Origin of the sequence: Bradyrhizobium sp. USDA 4538, assembly GCF_024171045.1 — a bacterium.
In the GTDB taxonomy this organism is placed as follows: Bacteria; Pseudomonadota; Alphaproteobacteria; order Rhizobiales; family Xanthobacteraceae; genus Bradyrhizobium; species Bradyrhizobium australafricanum.
In genome coordinates this window covers 364,687-385,679 of the sequence record NZ_JALJZE010000002.1, presented here as the reverse complement: position 1 = coordinate 385,679, position 20,993 = coordinate 364,687, and the positions used below count along the sequence as shown (strand labels likewise).

16 protein-coding genes and 3 pseudogenes are annotated in these 20,993 nt (G+C 60.9%); 3 read left to right on the top strand and 16 right to left on the bottom strand.

From position 1 onward, the window contains the following. Positions 1–38 precede the first annotated feature (38 nt). Entirely contained in the window at positions 39–512 is a 474-nt protein-coding gene (locus J2R78_RS43090; protein WP_253610664.1) for a transposase, read from the bottom strand. Positions 513–586: 74 nt separating this feature from the next. On the opposite strand from J2R78_RS43090, the pseudogene J2R78_RS43085 reads away from it, so the two are divergent. Then, positions 587–721 (top strand): annotated as a pseudogene (locus tag J2R78_RS43085) (transposase domain-containing protein); the annotation flags it as partial. 519 nt (positions 722–1,240) lie between these two features. Here J2R78_RS43085 and J2R78_RS45525 read toward each other — a convergent pair. From J2R78_RS45525 to J2R78_RS43070, 4 genes and pseudogenes are all read right to left on the bottom strand, one after another. Further along, positions 1,241–1,321 (bottom strand): annotated as a pseudogene (locus J2R78_RS45525) (ATP-binding protein); the annotation flags it as partial. A 17-nt stretch (positions 1,322–1,338) separates the two neighbouring features. After that, the gene (locus J2R78_RS43080) at positions 1,339–2,100 is read right to left on the bottom strand and encodes a 4'-phosphopantetheinyl transferase (protein WP_253610593.1); all 762 of its coding nucleotides are present in this window, start codon (positions 2,098–2,100) and stop codon (positions 1,339–1,341) included. Between the two features lie 11 nt (positions 2,101–2,111). After that, positions 2,112–3,332 carry an MFS transporter gene (locus tag J2R78_RS43075; protein ID WP_253610594.1) on the bottom strand — a complete coding sequence of 407 codons (1,221 nt, stop codon included), beginning with the start codon at positions 3,330–3,332 and terminating at the stop codon, positions 2,112–2,114. Beyond that, a complete protein-coding gene (locus tag J2R78_RS43070) occupies positions 3,332–7,150 on the bottom strand; it encodes an amino acid adenylation domain-containing protein (RefSeq protein ID WP_253610595.1) in 3,819 nt (1,272 codons plus the stop codon). The genes J2R78_RS43075 and J2R78_RS43070 overlap by 1 nt, the downstream gene beginning before the upstream one ends. On the opposite strand from J2R78_RS43070, the gene J2R78_RS43065 reads away from it, so the two are divergent. Together J2R78_RS43065 and J2R78_RS43060 are read left to right on the top strand one after the other, a co-directional pair. Beyond that, positions 7,031–10,999: an amino acid adenylation domain-containing protein gene (locus J2R78_RS43065; RefSeq protein WP_309145062.1), complete on the top strand. Its 3,969-nt coding sequence runs from the start codon at positions 7,031–7,033 to the stop codon at positions 10,997–10,999. The two genes, J2R78_RS43070 and J2R78_RS43065, sit on opposite strands and share 120 nt — an antisense overlap. Beyond that, positions 10,950–11,083 (top strand): annotated as a pseudogene (locus tag J2R78_RS43060) (integrase core domain-containing protein); the annotation flags it as partial. The gene J2R78_RS43065 and the pseudogene J2R78_RS43060, both read left to right, overlap by 50 nt. Positions 11,084–11,416: 333 nt before the next feature. Here the strand turns inward: J2R78_RS43060 and trbI are convergent. The 11 genes from trbI to trbB are packed head-to-tail and all read right to left on the bottom strand — an operon-like array spanning position 11,417 to position 20,977. Next, positions 11,417–12,718: an IncP-type conjugal transfer protein TrbI gene (gene trbI, locus J2R78_RS43055; protein ID WP_253610597.1), complete on the bottom strand. Its 1,302-nt coding sequence runs from the start codon at positions 12,716–12,718 to the stop codon at positions 11,417–11,419. 12 nt (positions 12,719–12,730) lie between these two features. After that, positions 12,731–13,183, bottom strand: a complete 453-nt coding sequence (gene trbH / locus J2R78_RS43050; RefSeq protein WP_253610666.1) for a conjugal transfer protein TrbH — start codon at positions 13,181–13,183, stop codon at positions 12,731–12,733. 2 nt (positions 13,184–13,185) lie between these two features. Then, complete coding sequence (gene trbG / locus J2R78_RS43045) at positions 13,186–14,013, bottom strand: P-type conjugative transfer protein TrbG (RefSeq protein WP_375167156.1); 828 nt, start codon at positions 14,011–14,013, stop codon at positions 13,186–13,188. 29 nt (positions 14,014–14,042) lie between these two features. Further along, positions 14,043–14,705 (bottom strand): conjugal transfer protein TrbF, encoded by a 663-nt coding sequence (locus tag J2R78_RS43040; RefSeq protein WP_253610599.1) that lies wholly within the window; start codon positions 14,703–14,705, stop codon positions 14,043–14,045. A gap of 41 nt (positions 14,706–14,746) precedes the next feature. Further along, complete coding sequence (gene trbL, locus J2R78_RS43035) at positions 14,747–15,907, bottom strand: P-type conjugative transfer protein TrbL (protein ID WP_253610600.1); 1,161 nt, start codon at positions 15,905–15,907, stop codon at positions 14,747–14,749. A gap of 16 nt (positions 15,908–15,923) precedes the next feature. After that, on the bottom strand, positions 15,924–16,109 hold the full coding sequence (gene trbK, locus J2R78_RS43030; RefSeq protein ID WP_253610601.1) for an entry exclusion protein TrbK: 186 nt from the start codon (positions 16,107–16,109) through the stop codon (positions 15,924–15,926). After that, entirely contained in the window at positions 16,106–16,912 is an 807-nt protein-coding gene (gene trbJ, locus J2R78_RS43025) for a P-type conjugative transfer protein TrbJ (RefSeq protein WP_253610602.1), read from the bottom strand. The genes trbK and trbJ overlap by 4 nt, the downstream gene beginning before the upstream one ends. Next, on the bottom strand, positions 16,884–19,337 hold the full coding sequence (locus J2R78_RS43020; protein ID WP_253610603.1) for a conjugal transfer protein TrbE: 2,454 nt from the start codon (positions 19,335–19,337) through the stop codon (positions 16,884–16,886). The genes trbJ and J2R78_RS43020 overlap by 29 nt, the downstream gene beginning before the upstream one ends. A gap of 9 nt (positions 19,338–19,346) precedes the next feature. After that, on the bottom strand, positions 19,347–19,646 hold the full coding sequence (locus J2R78_RS43015; RefSeq protein WP_253610604.1) for a conjugal transfer protein TrbD: 300 nt from the start codon (positions 19,644–19,646) through the stop codon (positions 19,347–19,349). Further along, positions 19,639–20,019 carry a TrbC/VirB2 family protein gene (locus tag J2R78_RS43010; protein WP_253610605.1) on the bottom strand — a complete coding sequence of 127 codons (381 nt, stop codon included), beginning with the start codon at positions 20,017–20,019 and terminating at the stop codon, positions 19,639–19,641. Before J2R78_RS43010 ends, J2R78_RS43015 begins: the two co-directional genes overlap by 8 nt. After that, on the bottom strand, positions 20,009–20,977 hold the full coding sequence (gene trbB / locus J2R78_RS43005; RefSeq protein ID WP_253610606.1) for a P-type conjugative transfer ATPase TrbB: 969 nt from the start codon (positions 20,975–20,977) through the stop codon (positions 20,009–20,011). Before trbB ends, J2R78_RS43010 begins: the two co-directional genes overlap by 11 nt. Positions 20,978–20,993: the final 16 nt, after the last annotated feature.

The window sequence follows — 20,993 nt, the reverse complement described above, 5'->3', positions numbered from 1 at the left end:
CAAGGGCCTCAACGCCACGCTTACGATAGACCTGCAGGTCACCGCCCAGTCTGAACATGGCCCAGGGCTCCAATGATCGCCGTCAATGCATCCACATCCCCGCATTCCAGCGCGAGCTTCACGCCATTCGGCAGCGACGCGCTCACTTTGGCCGGAGAACAAAAAGCTGGAGACCCCTTGGATTCCGACCCACCCACTTCATCGCAGGTCGCCGGCAAATCCACCGCCTCCACACTGCCTTGCCGCGACAAACCCCGCTCGGCGGCCCCCTCAAGGTGAACCGGGATGAACGCCGAGGGTGACGACGACGGCGCCGACCTGGCCGCGGCGTCCTTCTTGATCCACTTCCGAAGCAGGTTCGCGTTGACCCCATGTTCGAGTGCAAGTCTCGAGACCGAAACGCCAGGCTCAAGGCAGGCCGCCACAAGACGCTCCTTCGATGTCGTCTCAAAGCGCCGGCGACCGTTCCGACCAACAAGCCTGACACGCAGTTTCTGACCATCGTCGCTCATCATGAGGTGTCCACCTATTTAAGTGGACACCTCATGCATCAGAGCACTCAAAACCAAAAGGTGCGGGGAAATTCGCGCTTACGCTGCAGACGGCGAAAATGAACAACGTCGATCCGTTCGCCTGGCTCGCCTTAACACTTCAGCGTATCGCCAACGGCTGGCCGAGCAGCCAAATCGACGCGCTTATGCCATGGAACCACGCAGCCTGACGGCCTCAGCTTGCCGCTTACCCCTCGAAGGCGACAGCATGCGAAGGAAAAAAGCCGCGCGCCCCTTGACCGACGTCGAAAACAGCGAAACGAATACCAACTGACTTCAACAACCAGGCAACCAAAAGCCAGCGCCGCCACGCTGTCCGCGATTTAGCGAAACTGCTGTCCGTCAGTTAGCGAAACCGCTGTCCCGTTTTTGCGAAATACGCACACAAGATTTCCAGGTGAGCTCGGAAGCGACCCTCGAAAGGGAACTCGTCCTCCTCCTGACGGGAAGCGGTCGGATCCTGGGTGAATTACGCCGGAAGCTTGGCGAGGATGGTGAGCGGTTCTCGGTTCCGGCGATCTCGACTCGGTCTTTCTAGACTAACCTTGATGCGACACCGGCCCAAGATAGAAGCTTCTCTGGTCGTTGACGTGACCGAAGCTGACATTCCTGTGACTGCGGCAAGCCGTCAGCGCGAAACGAAACTCTGCTGCGTTCCTCCGAGGCTCTGAAGCCTATGAATTACATGCTCAGGCGCTGGGACGACGCAGGCTGTCGCCTTTGAGCTCGATGCGGTGGGCATTGTGAATGATGCGATCCAATATGGCGTCGCGTCGATGCCGCATCGCTATCGGGAGGTTAGGCGGCGAACTGCGCACCGCTCGACAGTTAGTTCGTCGCCGGAATCAATCGTCGAGTTTAAAGCGCCTCGCGCCAACAGAAACATGCAGAGAACGTGATGCTCAAAAACCGTGTAGCTACCGACCCCATTATTGATGATCGCATTCCTTCTGTTTGGCCCTATATATACAGCTCTAAACATTTGAGACTCTCTATCCAAGTGTATTTCGATTTCGTCGAAATCGATCATGAGATTTACGAGTGGATTGACCGCCTTGAATACCGATTCCTTTGCACTAAAGATCAGTGTAGCTAGGCGTGCGGCACCCGATGATCCGACATCAAGCCGGCGCAGTTCCTGCGCTGTTAATACCAAATGCACCAAATCCGGCGACGCCCAGATGCACTCAAGGTCGACGCCAATGGCGTCGTACGTCTCTCCCTTTATGGCGACGACCGCCAGAGCAAACTCATCTGAATGGGCAATGCTGCCGATTATTCCGTCAGGCCAAATGGGTTGGCGCGAACTGCCCATGAGGATCGCTACACTCGGACATCCTAGCTTATCCAACGCAAGCCGAGCGAAATACCGGCCGGAGGAGTGCTCATCTCGACGCTTCTTGACGGCACGTTTCACGTGAACCAACTCTTCCGGATAAAGCTGTTCGGTGTAGTTTCCAATTTTTCCGACAACACCAAAAATGCGATCGCCGACCTTGAACTCAACCGGAGAGTTGCCGTCCAATACTGAAAGATCAATAGGTATCATGCTCAGAAAATCTATTGGGACTCCTGAAACTTTCTCACGTCCCCCGCTACGATCACAGCAAGGACGATTACACCAACCGCTACGGCGGCAAACCACAGTACATTCGCAGACCCAAAATGTTCGGACAACGGTCCAACCAAAGCGTATCCGAGGGGCGCCACTCCTGCCGAAATTGCGCCCATGATCGAATAGACCCGCGAAAGAGAGCCTTGAGGTACTTCCCGCTGGATCATCGTTCCAAGAAGCGCATTGACGATTACACCTGCTGCCCCAAGGACACCTCCTCCAATTAGCATTGTAGTAGCAGGCACGTTTAGAGCGAGAAGCGACAGAGGGATGACAAACACAAGTATCGCGAGTTCAATCGCTAGCAAAGGATTCGATGCCCTCCAGTACAAGACGGCAAGGCCTCCCAGCACTCCACCAACACCGGATGACGAGGCAATAAAGCCCCACGATGCTGCTCCATTTGTAGTCGTAGCGTAGATAATAGGACCGAGGACGAGAAACGAAGGCGTTGCGATCAGATTTAGTAGCGCGAATTGCCCAATGACTATTGTCAGCCAGCGTCGCTGAAGCACCTCTCTTAATCCGGCTCCGAATTCGGAAGCGACGGAAGTCGCAACCGGTTGACTCCCGGCTCGGGCTTTAGGGCGTATCAGCGCTATGCAAATCGCGCTGATAGCATAAGTTGCTGCATCTACCGCTATGGCCCATTCTGCCCCCCACAGTCCAATGATAATCCCTGCAAGCGCAGGCCCCATAACAAAAGCGGAAGAGTTCGCCATACCCAAAAGACCATTTGCCTCTCGAAGTTGATTTGGCGCGACTAGTTGAGGCAAGATACCACCTGCCGCAGGACCATAGAATGCGTTGCCAACCCCTATGAGCGCGCTCAGCAGCAAAATTATTGGTAAATAGACATGCCCGGAGAATAGAAGCGCGAAGAGCGCTAATTGAGCCGAAAACCGCAGTAGATCTGCTAATATAATCACTTTGTCGCGTCGCCATCTATCCCCGACGACACCCGCAATTGCTACCAAAAGAACCATAGGAGCCGTCTCGCTAGCAAGGACACCACCAATTTCGGTTGCCGATCCACCTGCGGCAATCAGTGCAAAACTGAGCGAAATCGGAACCATTGTTGTTCCAAATACAGACATCGCGTTCGCCACAAAAAACAAGGCAAACTCTCGTTGAGAGAGTATTCGAAGTCGATCGAAAATTTGCATTATTCAGTCTCTACAGTGCGGAACGCTTGGGAACGCGGATCCAATCGTCTTGTTCTGATTCGCGCCTCGAGTTCTTCGATCTTGTCCTGGGTAAGTGCAACCAGCGGCACGTCCGAAGGTGTGAGGCCGCCGGCGTGCTCGTCGGCGGCATGTTTGACCAGCTGCTCCAGGCACGAGAACCAGGTCTTTGCGAGATCCTCGATCTCCTGGCGGGAGAACAGCCGGCCGGCCCAGGACCAGTAAGCAACCAGTTCAGGCCCTTGCGGACGATCGTGGGTGACGGCATTGAGCGCAATCGAATGACTGAGCGGCCTGGTCGCATCGCCTGCGTTGGAATAGGCCTCCGGCGCCGGGCCCCAGTCTTGAGCTTCGGGAGCGGCAAAGCGGCCGAGATAGTTGAAGGCGATCTGAGCCGGCGTAGACGCCGCCAGGCGCCCGGCAGTCTCGTTGTTGAGATAACGCAGCAGGCCGTAGCCAATGCCGTTATCCGGCACGGACCTTAGCTGTTCCTTGATCCGCTTGACGGCTTGCCCAAGGCTCGCTCCTCCCTTTATGGCATCGCCCGGATCGATCGGTCCGAAGTCCAGACGCACCGGGAACAGGCTGGTAAACCATCCAACTGTGCGCGACAGGTCTGTGCCGTTGAATACCTCCTCTCGGCCGTGGCCTTCCAGCTCGAGCAGAACGGTTCGCTCATTGCTTTGCCGGTGCTTGCGGCGCCAGTCAGCGATGGCCAATCCGAAACAGGTCAGCAAAACGTCGTTGATCCGGCCATGAAAGCGAGCCGGGACGGAGCCCAGCAGCGGGGCCGTCAGAGTTGCCGGGAGCGTCAGGCTCAATACCTGCGCTGTCTGGTTGATATCCTGCCTGGGATCGAGCGGATGGGCAGAAAGCAATGGATCAGCAGTCCCGGCAATCTCTGTCCAGAATGGCAGCTCGGCCGTTCGGCCTGAGGTCGTTGCTTCAGTGGTCAGCTGCTGTGCCCACCTGCGGAAGGAGGTGCCGCAAGGATCAAGCTTGGGATCGTGGCCTGTGCTGGCTGCTTGCCAGGCAGCCAGCAGGTCGGGGACCAGAATCCGCCATGACACTCCGTCTACTGCCAGGTGATGGATGACGATCAGCAGCCGGCCTGATCGCTTCTTGCCGGCATCAAACCAGACTGCCTGCAGCAACACGCCCCGTTCAGGATCGAGCCGGCTCTCGGCCGCGACAACCTCCTGCGCCAGCAGTTCTTCAAAAGCTGCCGATCCGGTTTGCAGCCTGCCAAGATCAATCCGTCTCACGCACTCTTCGGCTCGAATGCTGCCGGCCGGCGGAATCTCTGCGTGCCAGCTCTCTTGTGCCTCGGCACGCTTCATCTGGAGCCGCAAGGCATCGTGCAGATCCAATATGGCTTGCAGCGCCCTTATGAGATGCTCTTCCTTCAGCCCGGCAGGCACCTGCAGCAATTGCGACTGGTTGAAGCGATCGATCGGACCGTCTCCTTCCAGGAAATGACGGATGATCGGCGTAAGCGGCACGGAGCCGACGGGAACGTCTGCAACAACCGCGCCTCGGTCTTCCACTGGCAAAGCAATCCCGGCCAATGCTTCGACGGTTCGATGCTGGAACACATCGCGGGGTGTGATGATCAGCCCTGCCTTGCGGGCGCGGCTGACCAGCTGGATCGAGCCGATGCTGTCTCCGCCCAGATCGAAGAAGCTGTCGTCGATGCCGACCCGCGCGAGGCCGAGCACTTCGGCGAACAGCCCGGCCAGGATCTCCTCCTGCGGCGTCCGCGGCGGCCGGATGTTCTCCGGCACGAACTCCGGCGCCGGCAGCGCCCGGCGATCGACCTTGCCGTTCGGCGTCAGCGGCAGCTTCTCCAGCACCACGATCGCCGACGGAACCATATAGTCCGGCAACGCCTCGGAGAGAGTTCGCCGCAGTGCGACCGGGTCAACTGTCGCCTCCGGTCTCGGCACCACATAGGCGACCAGCTGCTTCTGGCCGGGCCGGTCCTCACGGACGATGACCTTGGCGTTGGCCACGTCGGGATCGCGCGCCAGAAGCGCCTCGATCTCCCCAGGCTCGATCCGGTAGCCGCGGATCTTCACCTGGTCGTCCGATCGGCCAATAAACTCAACAAGGCCATCGGGGCGCTGGCGGCAGAGATCGCCGGTGCGATACAAACGTTTGCCCGGCGTCCCATAGGGATCGGGGACAAACTGTTCGGCCGTCAGGGCCGGACGGTTGAGGTAGCCTCTAGCTACGCTGTCCCCGCCGATACAAAGCTCGCCTACGGCGCCGACTGGAACGAGATTGCAATCCTCATCCATCAGATAGGCGGTCCGCCCGGGATAGGGGCGGCCGATTGGCACGATCGACGTCGCCTCGTCTTCGGCCGTCGTGGTGTGGTAGAGGACCGACATGGCGGTCTCCGTCGGGCCATAGCGGTTGTCCAGACGAACGCTGCCCAAAGGCCCGTTGCGCCATTCCCGGACGCCTTCTCCCGGAACGGCTTCTCCGCCCGTCGTCACCCGTCGCAGAGACGTCGGCTCGTTCGACAACGTCCGCATCCATTGACGCCAAAAAGTTATGGGGATGTCGGCGACCGTAGCGCGCTCTTCGCTCAAACGGCGGCTGAAGGTCTCCAGATCCCAGACATCATCTCCGCGCATAATGACCTGTCCGCCCACCGTGAGGACCGGCAGCAACTGCTCGATGGCGGCATCGAAGGTCATCGGCGAGAACTGGACGACCCGGTCGGCGGAGGTGTAGTTAAACGCCGGGATGAAGTCGTCGATGTGCTGAATCAGGGCTCGATGGCTGAGGGCCACACCTTTGGGCCTTCCGGTTGAACCCGAAGTATAAATCACATACGCTAGCTGATCAGGTTTGAGCGGCTCGCCTACGCTGTCCGTGCTCTCGTCCAGATCCGCAATATGGATCAGATTGTAACCTGCGGCTTCAAGATCCGGATGTGATGGATTTGTCGGATCAACGATCAGGTGCCGGATCCCGGCATCGGCGGCCATATCCAGCAGCCGCTCCTTTGGCGAAGTCGCATCCAGAGGAACGAATGCGCCACCTGCCTTGAGGACTCCAAGCAATCCGATAGGCAGGAGCAATGAGCGTCCAACGCACAGTCCCACTCGCTCATCTCGCTTGACCTTCAAAGCCGTCAGGTGTTGGGCGACTTGGTTAGTTTTGGCTTCGAGGTCTCCATAAGTAATCGAGACGCCCTCGCAGGATATCGCCACCCGATCCGGAGCATTCAATGCCTGCTCCGAGATCCTCGTCGTGACTGGCTTGAACTCGGCGGCAGACGTTGGAGCGGGGCTGTTCCATTCCAGCAGGATCTGCTTGCGCTCGGCGGGATCGAGCAGGTCGATCTGGCCGATCGGCTGGGTGGGATCGGCAACAAAGGCTTCCAGCAGCCGCACCAGGCGGCGCGAGATCACCTCCACCGTGCCGCGGTCAAACAGGTCGGGGCGGTAGGCGAACTTGATATGCAGTTCTGGGCCAGGCAAGGCCAGGAAGCCGAGGGCATAATGGGAGATATCGCCGGTGCCGCCGGCGCCGGTGATCTGCAGCTCTCCGTCCGGAGTTGCAATGGCGCGTTGGTCCGCCGGATCGACCGGGTAGTTCTCGAACACAAGCAGGGTATCGAACAGTTCGCCATGCCCCGCCATGCGCTGGATCTCGGCAAGGCCGAGATGCTGATGGGCGATCAGCCGGGATTGCTGGTCCTGCAGGCGGACGAGCAGGTCGCTTACCCGCTCCGCCGGCGGCAGCCGCAAGTACAGCGGCAGCGTGTTGATGAACAAGCCGGCCATTCGCTCGATGCCTGGCAGCTCCGGCGGCCGTCCTGCGACCGTGATGCCGAAGACGACTATGTGGTGCAGCTGGTCCTTGAGCTGAGCGGTCCACTTGAGGCCGCCGCATTGCAGAACGCCATCCAGGCGCTGCTGCAGCGGCATGCGAACCTGCGCGCGGGCTTTCTTCACCAGGGCTTTGATGCGCCGGTGCAGATAATCCCGCGCGATGCTGTCGTACCCTGGCGGTTCATCGATCTCACCACTCTGGACGAGGCCGCCAGGACGACGACGCTCGCCGAGTTTGTGGAAGCGGACAAACGGCAGCGCTTTGATCCGGCGCAGCCGCCCTTGCTGCGCGTTGCCCTGATCCGCCTGGCAAAGGACCGGCATCAACTGGTGTTCACGCATCACCACATCCTGCTGGACGGCTGGTCGATGCCGATCCTGCTGCAGGAGCTGTTCACCCTGTACCGGAGCCGGGGCGGGTTGGCGGTTTTGCCGCATCTGACCCCTTACCGGGATTACCTGGCCTGGCTCTCCAGACAGGATGTGGCGGCGGCACAGGCCGCATGGCGGGATGCTCTTGCCGATCTCAGCGAACCCACCCGGCTTGCACCAATCAAACCGGCAATGCCGACCATGCCGCAAACCCTCGAGCTCAACCTGCCGTCATCTTTGACGGATGCGCTGGGCCAGCAAACCCGTCGACACGGCGTGACGCTGAACACCCTGCTGCAGGGGGCATGGGGTATTCTTCTGCGTCAGCTCACCGGCCGTGACGACGTCGTCTTCGGCATCACGGTCGCAGGACGGCCGCCGGAGCTGCCAGGCATCGAGCGAATGGCCGGCTTGTTCATCAACACGCTGCCGCTGTACTTGCGGCTGCCGCCGGCGGAGCGGGTAAGCGACCTGCTCGTCCGCCTGCAGGACCAGCAATCCCGGCTGATCGCCCATCAGCATCTCGGCCTTGCCGAGATCCAGCGCATGGCGGGGCATGGCGAACTGTTCGATACCCTGCTTGTGTTCGAGAACTACCCGGTCGATCCGGCGGACCAACGCGCCATTGCAACTCCGGACGGAGAGCTGCAGATCACCGGCGCCGGCGGCACCGGCGATATCTCCCATTATGCCCTCGGCTTCCTGGCCTTGCCTGGCCCAGAACTGCATATCAAGTTCGCCTACCGCCCCGACCTGTTTGACCGCGGCACGGTGGAGGTGATCTCGCGCCGCCTGGTGCGGCTGCTGGAAGCCTTTGTTGCCGATCCCACCCAGCCGATCGGCCAGATCGACCTGCTCGATCCCGCCGAGCGCAAGCAGATCCTGCTGGAATGGAACAGCCCCGCTCCAACGTCTGCCGCCGAGTTCAAGCCAGTCACGACGAGGATCTCGGAGCAGGCATTGAATGCTCCGGATCGGGTGGCGATATCCTGCGAGGGCGTCTCGATTACTTATGGAGACCTCGAAGCCAAAACTAACCAAGTCGCCCAACACCTGACGGCTTTGAAGGTCAAGCGAGATGAGCGAGTGGGACTGTGCGTTGGACGCTCATTGCTCCTGCCTATCGGATTGCTTGGAGTCCTCAAGGCAGGTGGCGCATTCGTTCCTCTGGATGCGACTTCGCCAAAGGAGCGGCTGCTGGATATGGCCGCCGATGCCGGGATCCGGCACCTGATCGTTGATCCGACAAATCCATCACATCCGGATCTTGAAGCCGCAGGTTACAATCTGATCCATATTGCGGATCTGGACGAGAGCACGGACAGCGTAGGCGAGCCGCTCAAACCTGATCAGCTAGCGTATGTGATTTATACTTCGGGTTCAACCGGAAGGCCCAAAGGTGTGGCCCTCAGCCATCGAGCCCTGATTCAGCACATCGACGACTTCATCCCGGCGTTTAACTACACCTCCGCCGACCGGGTCGTCCAGTTCTCGCCGATGACCTTCGATGCCGCCATCGAGCAGTTGCTGCCGGTCCTCACGGTGGGCGGACAGGTCATTATGCGCGGAGATGATGTCTGGGATCTGGAGACCTTCAGCCGCCGTTTGAGCGAAGAGCGCGCTACGGTCGCCGACATCCCCATAACTTTTTGGCGTCAATGGATGCGGACGTTGTCGAACGAGCCGACGTCTCTGCGACGGGTGACGACGGGCGGAGAAGCCGTTCCGGGAGAAGGCGTCCGGGAATGGCGCAACGGGCCTTTGGGCAGCGTTCGTCTGGACAACCGCTATGGCCCGACGGAGACCGCCATGTCGGTCCTCTACCACACCACGACGGCCGAAGACGAGGCGACGTCGATCGTGCCAATCGGCCGCCCCTATCCCGGGCGGACCGCCTATCTGATGGATGAGGATTGCAATCTCGTTCCAGTCGGCGCCGTAGGCGAGCTTTGTATCGGCGGGGACAGCGTAGCTAGAGGCTACCTCAACCGTCCGGCCCTGACGGCCGAACAGTTTGTCCCCGATCCCTATGGGACGCCGGGCAAACGTTTGTATCGCACCGGCGATCTCTGCCGCCAGCGCCCCGATGGCCTTGTTGAGTTTATTGGCCGATCGGACGACCAGGTGAAGATCCGCGGCTACCGGATCGAGCCTGGGGAGATCGAGGCGCTTCTGGCGCGCGATCCCGACGTGGCCAACGCCAAGGTCATCGTCCGTGAGGACCGGCCCGGCCAGAAGCAGCTGGTCGCCTATGTGGTGCCGAGACCGGAGGCGACAGTTGACCCGGTCGCACTGCGGCGGGGTCTCTCCGAGGCGTTGCCGGACTACATGGTGCCGTCAGCCATCGTGGTGCTGGACGACCTACCAACAACTCTAAGCGGAAAACTTGATCGACAGGCGCTGCCGGCACCGGAGTTCGTGCCGGAGAACATCCGGCCGCCGCGGACGCCGCAAGAAAAGATCCTGGCCGGGCTGTTCGCCGAAGTGCTCGGCCTCGAGCGGGTCAGCATTGACGATAGCTTCTTTGATCTTGGCGGTCACTCCATGTTAGCAGCCCGGCTAACTAACCATATCCGCTCGACCCTCGGTATCGAGATTGGTGTCCGCACCCTATTCGATGCTCCGAGCGTTGCCCGCCTATCCGAGCAGCTATTCGACAAGCGCTTCAATAGCCAAATGGGAGGCACGCTTACGATCTGCAAGCGTCCACGAAACAAATCGATCTTCTGCTTTCCTCCCTCGGCTGGAATAAGCCGATGTTATGCAGGTCTTGCGGGCAGTTCACTGTCGGACTACTCCATCTTTGGACTGCAATCTCCCGGCTTGGATCCCGATGATATCCTAGCCAACTCTCTTACCGAAATGGTCGAGCTTCACGCCCGCGAAATTCTTCGTATCCAAACAGACGGCCCCTACCATCTGCTTGGGTGGTCATTTGGTGGCATAGTTGCCTACGAGGTCGCAGTTACCCTTCAAAGCCTAGGAAAAGAGGTAGGACTAATTGCCCTATTAGACACCTATCGTGTGGAAGACAGCAACCACGATCGCATAGCAAAATTGCATCCAGACTACGAGAAGGCTGCCGTGCTTCAAATGAGAGCCAGTACTCATTTTGCTCACCTAACCGATGATCAATTGAATCGCTTGATCGCAGTATGGAAAAATAACGGACTTCTAGCCGATCAGTTTGTACCTAAAGACTACGTCGGCGATGTTCTCATTTTCACCGCATCGGGCGAGAATGACCACAGCCAAGCCGCTATAAGCACTTGGGAGCCTTACGTTCGCGGCAAAATTGAGCAGACCACTATCCCATGCAAACACCTCGAAATGTGTGATCCACTTCCACTAACAACAATTGCCAGCACGATTTCTCAGTACTTACGCAAACGCCCAGCAAAAAGTGGAGGATTGGCGCAGATATTATAATGAAGAAAGGCCCACGGGGCGATTGGCAATCGACCGCCGATTTTGCTGCAAAACAACGTCGGCGCAACCAGCCCGCCAACGTGACAGGCGCAAACCTCTAATTCTGGATGGTCCAAAGTTCGGTCTCGCTGCAAAACCACAGAGACTCTAACTGCCGCTGGATGAAAATTCAGGAGCAGGTCGCTGTCACTGTTCTCTCGTCGCAGCGCTCCGGAAGGCTGATCTCGGATAGACTGCGAGAGAGCGCCGGTTGAGTTCGGCAATGATCGGCATCGCGGGACGTGATGCGTTAGCGATGACGGTCAGATATCCTGCTGACAAGTGCTACAGGCATCGCTTTTCTCGGCGACAAGTTGCTCGATCACCCAAACGCGATCAGTCAGTGCTAACTCGTCAGCCGGTTTTGTCGTTCATCGTTTATCTGCGATAGGCGCCGGGAAAGACCATATCCTGGTCGACGAGGACGTTGAACACATAACCGGGACGAATCTCTAATGTGGGCTGGACGTTCAGGTTCTTGCTGATGGTCTGTTCGGCGACGCGGCCAAACGTCTCGGCAAAGCTGTTTCGTGCGGCATCTGAAGGCGTTTGCCGATATCCGTACGGCGAACTCGCCGGCACCGACATATCGATGCCAGCGCCGATCGCGGCAATCAGGATCGCGGAGCCGAATACCTGGAAATAATGATTGTCGACTTGATCATTGAAGCCACCATAGCCTTCCGAGTCCGTGCCCGCCATGCCTCCGATCTGGAGCGTCGAGCCGTTCGGGAAGATGATGTCAGTCCAGACGACAAGGATGCGGCTTTGCCCGAACGAAATCTTGGAATCGTACCGTCCCAGGAGTTTGGCGCCCTGCGGGATCAGCAACTGATGGCCTGTGGCGCTGTCATAGACGTTCTGGCTGACCTGGGCCGTGATGCGACCGGGAAGATCGGAATTGATGCCGGTGATCAGCGTCGCTGGAATGACGGAGCCACGTTTCAATTCGTAGGCGGATGTCGGCGCGACCACCTTGTTGGGGAGGTAACCGAGCTTCTTGAGGTCTGCGTTGAAGAAATCCTCTTTCGCCGTTTGCCCGTTCGGATCGATGTTCTGCGTGCCGAAGCCTGCGCGAAGCGCTGCCGCATAAAGGTCTGCCGCTCCGCCTGTAGAACCGCGTGGTGTCGTCGTCGATGGCGATGCATTGCTCACGGGTGCGCTTGATGTCTGCAGCTTGCTGACATTGATGGCGAGCGGAGAATCGTAGGCCGCGCCGTTGGCCTGCACGCGGGCCATGCGCTGGCGCTGCTGCTCCCTCAAATATTGTTCATGGGCCTCCCGCTCGAGGCGCGCCCGCCACAGCGCTTCCGGCTCGAGTTGCGAGCCGGCCGGTGCCTCCGTCGGCTGGCGGCCGAAGGGATTCTTTGCCGGCTTTTGGGTTTCAGGCTGCGCCGGCGATGGCTGGAACGTCTGTGCCTCCTGTTGGTCGCCAATGATGCCGTTGGAGACGCCTTTCTTGAGTTGATCGGCATAGGTCGAGGCCGGGTTGGAAGAGGCGCTGTCGATGCCGGCCTCGCGACGGAAATACAGTCCGCGCGACGTCAGGCCGTAAAAAATGACGGCGAAGAACACGATCACCAGCACGATGGCGACGATGATCGGCAGCCGGTTGAGGCGCCGGATCCCTCTGCCCTCCGCGTCCTCCGGAGCACCGCCAAGCTTCAGGGATTGCGCCATGACCGCCCTCTCCTAACCGCGCTGCATGACGGAGAGAGGGCTGGCCGGCGACGCTCCAGCGGCCGTCGCGGCATAGGCGCGGCCGAGTTCGACGTCGCCCGTCGACAAGCGCGCCAGGACCTGACCATTGTAGGCTTCGATCACATAGGCGAGTGGAATGGTCTTCTTGGCACTGGTCTTTTGATCGGTGGCAACCGCATATCCCCAGCTCTTGAGCGATGTTTCCAGAGCCTGGCCGAAGGGCGAACCGTCTCGCTTCAGGATGATCGTGCCTGTGCCAGGACCGACCTGCTCGGCGAATTTCGTCACCATGTCGCCGGCGATTGCAGAAGCCGCGGCGCCGGACAGCTCGGGCGGCGCCGAACTCGAAACCAGGGTGCCGCCGCTGAACGACGCACATCCTGCGAGCGGCAGGTCGAGCAGGGAGATAAGGACGAGCCGACGCATCGAGGAGATCGAGCGCATCATCAGCCTCCCCTCCGGATTGTCACCTTGTCCTGGTTCCAGAAGCCAACGCCGGAGACCAGAATGGCGGTGTCGATCTGATAGTCGACCACCATCATGTCGTCCTTCAACCGGTAGTTGACGATGCGGTTCTGACCGCCCGAAACTACGAAGAGGACCGGCGCATCCTGACCCGATAGCGAGGACGGAAACTGGATGTAGGTCTTCACGCCGTCGCTGTAGACGCGCGTCGGCCGCCAAGACGCGCTGCCGCTCACGCTGTAGGCGAAGCTCAACTGCTCGGCGGGAACGCCGGCGCCCGGAATTGTGTCGGCGCCAATGCGCGCGTTGACGTCCGCGAGCCGCCTGCCGACATCCTCCGGATACTCGAAGCCGACGCGCGCCATGTATTGGGTCGCATTCGACTTGAGCTGGATGTGATAGGTCCGCCGCGAGGTCGTCACCACCATCGAGGTGGCGAGTCCCGGCTCCGACGGTTTGACGATCAGGTGGATGGCTTGCCCGCCGACCGCTCCAGAGGTCGCCGGTTCGACCTTCCAGCGTACGGTGTCGCCAACCAGCACATCGCGCACGACCTCGCCGGCCTCGAGCTCGATGTCGCAGACCTCGAGCGGCGAGCAGACGACGGAGGGCTGGACCTCGCCGTACAGGAAGACGACCTTGCCGTCCGTTCCGCGCGTCACAAGGCCGGTCGATGCGCGCCACTGGCTCGAGATACTCGTGCCCTTTCGTTCCTTGGCGTTCATCGCCTGCGCGTGCGCACTGACATTGGCAAGAAGCAAGCCGAAGGCGGATGCCCCCAAAACAATGCATGGATGAACTCTGGTCATATTTGGGTGCATCGGTGTCCCCGCCCCTTTCATAGTTGCGCCGTCCAGTCGAAATCACGGAGGTAAAGGCCGATCGGATTCAGCCGGATGGTCTGCTCGTCCTGGGGTGGAGTCAGCGTGACAGTGGCGACGCCGCGAAAGCGGTGCTCGCCGGTTTCCTTTCCCTTCCTGTCGCGTTCAAATTCGGTCCAGTCGACCTGATAGGACTGGTTCGACAGGGCGACGATGTTGTTGACCTCGACCGCGACCGTCGTCGTCTTCGCCTTCTCGAAGGGCGAGTTGCTCCGGAACCAGTCATTGATCTTTTGCGTGGCGGGATCGGAGGTCCGCAGCAGCGCATACGTCCGATCGATATATTGCTTCTGGACGACCGCATCTGGTGTCACCGATCGGAAGTTCGACACGAAGCTTCCGAGCGTCGCGCGCACTACGCGCGGATCCGCATATTCGATCTGCTGCGGATAGCCGGCGCTCAAGGCGGTCCCAAGCTTGTCGACCTCGACGATGTATGGGACGAGCTTGACCTGCGTGCTCTGGAACAACGCATAGGCGAAGCCGATCACGGCCATGACCATGGCGACGATGCCGACGGTGCGCCAGGCCGCTGCCGCCTTCACATAGGAGCCGTAGCGCTCGTTCCATTCCTGACGGGCGGCGAGATAGAGATTATCGGACGGATTACGCGTGGGCATTCGGGAAAGCATCTCCATTCATCATCTGTCGGTCGCCCCGTTCAGGTCTTTCCGGTTGATTTCTTCTGGGCGACCCGTTGATCGAGCTTGGCGTTGGCGAGGCCGAGCGTCGACGTGCCGAACGAGCCCGGCGCACCGATGGCCTGGTCGCGTGCGGCGGAGGCGAGCGCGCCGCCCGCTGTGCCGATGCCTTGCGTCATCGCCTTGAGGGCGGCCGCGCCAAACGAGGCGCCGTCGGCGCGTGCGGAACTGAACCCGGCCGCCCCTGCCCGCGCACCTCCCATGGCGAGCGCAGCGCTGCCGGCCGCGAAGCTCGCCGCCTGCCCCGCATGCTTCACCACTTCCATGCCGCTGCCGACGGAGACGCCCTGCACGACGCCTTGCACGATGCTCGGCACGTACATCGAGATGATGAAGACGACGACGGAGATGCCGCCGATCGCCAGCGTCCCGACGAAGGCATCGTTGCCGGTGCCGGTCTGGTTGGCGAGGTTCAGCAAGGCGTCGGAACCAATCTTGGCGATCATCACCAGCGCCATCAGCTTCATGCCGACGGAGAAGGCGTAGACGAGATAGCGGATGGCAAAGTCCTTGGTGAAGGACGAGCCGCCGAGACCGAGCATGATCATGCCGGCGAGCAAGCCGACATACATCTCGACCATCACCGCGACGAAGATCGCCGCGACCAGCGAGAAGGCGATCACCACGATTACCATGGCGAATACCGAGGCGATCGCGAGCGCATTGTCCTGGAAGAGGCCAAACTGCGCGTTCTGCGACATTGCAGAGGCGACCTTGAGACCCGCGTTGAACACATCCGCGGGCGAGGCCGAGCCGCCGCCAGCACCGATCTGATAGAGACTGTCGACGACCGCTTTCGCGAAGGTGAACCCTTGGTCGAGCACGAAGGCGAAGAAGCCGATGAACATGATCCGCCGCACCATCTCGGCGAACCAGGCATCGAGGGTTGCGGTCTGAATGGCGAGCCAGACCGCGGCAATTCCGACCTCGATGCCGGCGAGGATCCAAAACAGCGACTTCGCCGCCTGCATGACGGTCGTCTGCCAGCCCTTGGCGGCCGTCGTCACCGAATTTTCCACCGTCGTGAGAACACTGCCGTCCTGCTGCGCCAAGGCAGGATGCGCAGCAACGACGATGCCGATCGCAACGATCAGAACGAGCCCCGATTTGATCCCACGCACCCCCTGCCCCCTTCCCCTACCAACGCGGTTTCATCTGTTGGCCGCCCGACGTCTTGTAGTCCTGCGTAGGCTTGAAGAAGTCGCTGGCGCGCGACTCGGTCCCTTGTCCCGCCACCGGACCCCGCCGCGCGAAGAATACCCAGGCCCCTGCGGCGCAGGCGCCGATCGCGATGACGACGATGATGATTGTGGACGATCTCACCAACGCGGCTCCATGGTCTGGCCGCCGGAGGTGGCCGGCGCGGTCGCGTTGAAGAATTGCTCCCGGCGCGCCTGCGACAGGTCCTTGCTTGCCTGCGAGGACTGAAACCATGTCCCCATCATCGTGGTCTGCTGTGCGATGAGACCGCGCAGCTTCTGCATCTGGGCGACTTCTTGCGCGGCGATCTCATGGCCGACTTGCAGCGCCTTCATCTGACCATCCGAGCTCTCCGAGGCCATCTTGAGTTGCGCCATCGTCGAGTTCTCGGTCGCGAATTGCTGGGAGGTGAGGCCCGCCGCCTGCAACGTGCTCGAAATCGTGTCGCGGTTCGTCGCCGACCAGTTCTGGTACGTGGAGGTGAAGCTCGCCCCATTCGGGAGATTGGTCTTGAACTGCGAATAGCTCTGGAAGCGCTGCTTGAGGACATCATCGATGTTGCCCATCGAGAAGGCCATTCCCTGGCCCTGGTTGACGATGTTCTGGAGCTGCTTGAGATCGCCCTCCACCTGCCCCCAGACATGCGAGGGCAACTGGGCTGTGTTCTGCAGCATGTTCTCGTAGATCCTCAGCTGGTTCTGGATCTGCTGGGCGAGCTGCGAAATCTGTTGAATCTGGTTGTTGATCTGTTGAGCGGATTGACCAGCGAGCTGGATCAACTGTCCGTTGTTAAGAAGCTGCGTGAACTCGGTCGCACCGCCAACTCCTCCTACAGAGGAGCCAGCGAACGACGGACTGGTTGCTATCGATCCGATCGTCGTGGCGATGATGGCCGCCTTACAAATCGGCGAGAAGCGTCTCGGCATGGCCGATACCCCTTTCCTTGAGCCAGTGAACGGGCCAATTGGCCGCGGTCTTCTTCAGCGCCAGGATGCGCTTCAGGTCTTCCTTGCCGGACGCACCGACGAAGGAGAGCGCGACAGGGCCGAGCGCCATGTTGAAGAGGCGACGGCCCTCCGGCGAAGCGACGTAGTATTCGCGCTTGGGAACCGCCGTCGCGACGATCTCGATCTGCCGTTCGTTAAAGCCGATACGCTCGTAGAACTCGCGCGTGCCGGGCTCGCGCGCCCCGCCGTTCGGCAGGCAAATCTTCGTCGGGCAGCTTTCCTTCAGCACGTCGATGATGCCGGAGCGCTCGGCATCCGAGATCGATTGGGTGGCGAGCAGCACCGCGCAATTGGCCTTGCGCAGGACCTTCAGCCATTCGCGGATCTTGTCGCGGAAGACGGGATGGCCGAGCATCAGCCAGGCCTCGTCGAGGATGATCAGGCTCGGCGCGCCAGACAGCCGTTTCTCGATTCGCCGGAACAGGTAGGTCAGGACCGGGACGAGGTTGCGCTCGCCCATGTTCATCAGCTGCTCGATCTCGAAGGTCTGGAACGACCCGAGTTGCAGGCCGTCCCTCTCGGCATCGAGCAATTGACCCATCGGACCGTCGACGGTGTAGTGATGCAGCGCGTCCTTGATCTCGCGCATCTGCACGCCCGACACAAAATCCGAGAGCGATCGTCCGCGCGCCTCGGCCATCAGGCCGACCTGCCGCGAGATGGCGTTGCGATGATCGGGCGTGATCACGACGCCCTGCACGGCGACCAGCGTCTCGACCCATTCCGCTGCCCAGGCGCGATCGGTGTCCGTCGACAAGTCTGACAACGGACAAAACGCGAGCGCGGCCGCGCCGTCCACCTCATCACCGCCGATCTCGTAGTGGTCGCCGCCGGCAGCCAGCGTCAGCGGCATCATTGAACGGCCCTTGTCGAAGGCGAAGATCTGCGCGCCGGCATAACGCCGAAACTGCGCTGCGATCAGCGCGAGCAATGTCGACTTGCCGGAGCCTGTCGGTCCGAACACCAAGGTGTGGCCGACGTCATCGACGTGAAGGTTCAGCCGGAAGGGTGTGGAGCCGGATGCGACCTGCATCAATGGCGGCGAGCTAGGTGGATAGAACGGGCAAGGCGCGATCGGATTGCCCGACCATACCGAGTTGAGCGGGATCAGGTCAGCGAGGTTGCGCGTGTTGATGAGCGGCTCGCGGATGTTGGCGTACCAATTGCCGGGCAGGCTGCCGAGGAAAGCCTCCGTCGCGTTCAGCGTTTCGATGCGCGCGCCAAAGCCTTCGGCCTGGATCAGACGACGGACGGCTTCCGCCTTCTCCTGCAGGCGCGCGCTGCTCTCGTCGAACAGCACGATGACCGGCGTGTAATAGCCATAGGCGACGAGTTGCGAAGAGGCTTCCGCGATCGCATCCTCGGCCTCGGCCACCATGGCGGCCGCATCCTGATCGATCGATCGGCTTTGCGTCTGGAACAGCTGGTCGATGAAGGGGCGGACCTTCTGCTGCCACTTCTTCCGGGTGCGCTCGAGCTTCTGCCGCGCGTCCTGGTCGTCGAGGAACATGAAGCGCGACGACCACCGGTAGGTCAGCGGCATCAGATCAAGGGAATTGAGGATTCCCGGCCAGCTCTCCGCTGGGAATCCGTCGATCGCGACCACGCCGAGAAAGCGGTTCTCGACCATCAGCGACAGGCCGTGCTGGAGCTCCGCCGTGGCCAGCCAGTCGAGATACATCGGGATATCCGGCAAGCGGATCGGGTGATTCTCACCGGTGATGCAGAAGCGGATGAACTGGAACAGTTCATCGTAGCGCGCCATGCGCGTGCCATCGCGCTCATCGATCTCGCGCGTTTCCATGCGCCGGATGGACAGGACGCTTGCGAGATACTGCTCGACTTCGCGGATCGAAGTGCGGAAGCTTTCGATCGCCGTATCAGCATAGGAGGCCGATCGGCTCTCGGCATCGGAATAGATGTAGCGGGCCAAGCCCGCGCGCCGCCGCTCGGGCGGCCGCCAGGACAGGATGATCGCGTGGCGGCTCTCGAAATGTCCCCTCTCCTGCTCGAACCGGCTGCGGCGTTCGTCATCGATCGCCCGCGTCACCGGATCGGGAAAATGGCAGTCCTCCCGCGCCGGATAATCTGTGGTCGGCACCCGCACCGCCTCGACCTGGATCATCCAGCCGGAACCAAGGCGCGCAAGGATCGTGTTGATCTGGCGCGAGACCTCATTGCGTTCGGCATCCGTCGAACTCTCCGAGTCAGGCCCGGCAAAATACCAGCCCGCCATCAGCGAGCCGTCTTTCAACAGCACGATCCCGTTCGCAACGAGCCCGGCATAAGGCACGAGATCGGCGAAGGATGGGCCAGAGTGACGGAAGGAGCGTAGCGCGACCATGAGCGGACCTCAGTAACGGCGCCAGGGCGTCGAGGTCGCCCGGTAGTGAGGCCGGTAGGAGATGTGACGGGCATAGACCCGCCGCATCATCGGGTCGGCCTTCGCCATCATCCGTAGCGCCGCCACGACAACGATCCAGATCGCCACGCCCAGGATTGCGGCGTACCAGGTGAGCACGACGAAGATCAGGATGACGGCGGCAAGGCCTGTCAACAGCACGAGTTCGCGGTCAGCGCCGAACAGCAGGTTCGGCCGCGACAGCGCGCGATGGATGCGACTACGTCTGAGATTGGCACCGACCTCAGCCATGATTGGGGTTCCCTGCCCTATCTGTGCTCGGCGCCGTACGTGCGACATCGCCGATCGAGGCGCCGCTTGCCCCGAACAAGGCGACGATCTGTGTGGCGCCAAGAAGGATGCCGGCGACGAGCACCACGTACATGAGGCGCCGTGCGAAATCGTTGAGCTCGCCGCCGAAAATCAACATGCCGCCGGCAACGGCTACGGCGGCAAGCGCGATGAATCCGGCCACCGGGCCGGTGATCGATTGTTGAATCTGCTGGAGCGGACTCTCCCAAGGAAGATTGCCGCCGCCGCTGGTGGAGGCAAAGCAGGCGTCCGACATCACGAGTGCGAGCAGCAGGCTGCCGGCGCCTACAATCACTATGTGTTTACGCGACATCGGGCTCCTCCTTTGGGACGTAGGATTGAGTTTGGTATTGGCCCGCCGAGAAGCTCTCGACATGCAGCACGTCGCGGACTTGTCGGCCGCGATCCGTTCGCTCGATCGAGACGATCAGATCGACCGCCTCCCCGATGACCTCGCGCATGGGCTGTTGACTGACCTCGGCCGTGAGCTGCTCGAGACGGCGCAACGCGGACAGAGCGCTGTTGGCGTGGATCGTGGTGATGCCGCCCGGGTGGCCGGTGTTCCACGCCTTGAGCAGCGTGAGCGCCGCGCCGTCGCGCACCTCTCCGACGATGATGCGATCGGGTCGTAGGCGCATCGTGCTCTTGAGCAAGCGCGCCATATCGACTGTGTCGCTCGTGTGAAGCGATACGGCGTTTTCAGCGGCGCACTGGATCTCGGCCGTGTCTTCGAGAATGACCAGGCGGTGCTCAGGTGCGTGCGCGACGATCGCCGCGATCACCGCATTGGCGAGTGTGGTCTTGCCCGAGCCGGTGCCCCCAGACACGACGATGTTCAGGCGCGAGGCGATGGCGTTGCGGATGACCGCGAGCTGGTCGGCCGTCATTATGCCCTGCGTCACGTAATCCTCGAGGTCGAAGAGACGCGAAGCGCGCTTTCGGATCGTGAAGGTGGGGGCGCCGACGACGGGCGGCAGCAATCCTTCGAAGCGATGGCCGCCGATCGGCAGTTCCCCTGAAATGATCGGGCGCTCGTCGTCAGCTTCCGATTGCAGCGCGTGTGCGACGCTGCCGATAATGATTTCGGCGGTCGCGGCCGGCATGCTGCCGGCCGCGGTCATCCCGTGGGCGAGTCGTTCGATGAACAGCTGCCCATCCGGATTAAGCATCACCTCGACGACCGCCGGATCCTCGAGCGCGGCGCAGATCTGGTCGCCGAGGGCGTCCTGGAGTTTGCGGACAAGCCGCGGGTGCGAACGAAGTTCGGTCATGGCAATCGCCCGCCAT